This window comes from Myxococcus llanfairpwllgwyngyllgogerychwyrndrobwllllantysiliogogogochensis (assembly GCF_006636215.1).
GTDB lineage: Bacteria > Myxococcota > Myxococcia > Myxococcales > Myxococcaceae > Myxococcus > Myxococcus llanfairpwllgwyngyllgogerychwyrndrobwllllantysiliogogogochensis.
The window spans coordinates 1-1,200 of record NZ_VIFM01000546.1 but is presented as its reverse complement, the minus strand read 5'-3'; the positions used below and the strand labels follow the sequence as shown (position 1 = coordinate 1,200).

1 protein-coding gene is annotated in these 1,200 nt (G+C 65.5%); it reads left to right on the top strand.

All coding sequences use genetic code 11. The features are described 5' to 3' along the window. A partial coding sequence (locus FJV41_RS49205) for a DUF5906 domain-containing protein (RefSeq protein ID WP_220137973.1) occupies nt 1-1,161 on the top strand: 1,161 nt, incomplete at its 5' end. Between the last annotated feature and the right edge of the window lie 39 nt (nt 1,162-1,200).

The window sequence follows — 1,200 nt, the reverse complement described above, 5'->3', positions numbered from 1 at the left end:
ACGCTCACTCCTGCGCCGGGCGAGTGGCCTGATGTGCGGCGGGTCCTCCTCTGGCTCGCGGAGGATGAAGCTGGGCTCGACTGGCTCCTGAACTGGATTGCGTTCAAGGTCCAGAACCCGGGCTCCAGGCCGGGAACCGCAGTCCTGCTTCAAGGCCCCCCGGGCACCGGGAAGAACGTGCTCTATCGCATCCTGGCGCACGTACTCGGCCCCGCGAACTGCGTCCAGATTGGGGAGGCGGACCTCGCCAAGCCCTACAACCACCACTTCGCCACGAAGCTGTTGGTCTTCGCCAACGAGCTGCTCGACAACCACAAGCGCGGTGGGGCGCTGGGCGACGGACTCAAGGCGACCATCACCGATGGTGAGGTGTTCCTGGAGAGCAAGGGCGTTGGCCGCACCCCAGCGGTCAACCGCGTCGCGCTCATCGCGGCGACCAACCGCTCCAAGCCCATCGAGCTTGAGGAGAGCGACCGGCGCTGGACGGTCTTCCACAACAAGACGAAGCCCGCCGAGTACCAACACCCCGACCTGGGGATGACCCACCGCGACTTCCTGGAGGCGCTCCATTCGCAGGGCGCTGATGACGCCTTCACACCGGAGTTCATGCGGCAGGTAGCAGCCTTCGCCTATGAGATGGGCACCTACGTGGTGGACATGAAGCGAGTCCGCAGACCGCACACGAACGCCTCCCGCGATGAACTCCAGCAACTCAGCGAGCCCGTGACGGAGCAATTCCTCCGCGAACTCAGCGAGAGCGCCGACCCGGACCGCCAGCTCTACGATTGGGCGTCTTACGAACCTCGTGGCAACGCAATCTGGCACTCCCCTCCGGGTGCCCGGGTCGGCAAGACGCAAGCGTTCGTAAACGACGCCCTCTTCATTGCCGTGGTCGGATTCTGCAAGTCCATCGGACAGCGGCACCCACCGCAGAAACGAACTTTCCTGGTCGCGTTGAAGTCGGCGGGCTGGGTTGAGCAGCGAGACAGCAAGAGTCGGGGTTGGCTCCCGCCGTGGCACGCGACACGTAGCGATGCACCAGCGACGGACGACGCGAAGGTCGTTCCCTTCAACCCGTTGCGCACCCCGCCCGCGCCATGCCCCGTCAGTGCGCATCCCGTCACGCCGCATCTGAGTCCCCCTACTGAGAACACCCCATGAGTACATGCCCGCCCCAGGGCTCGCACGGGCCCGAGTTCC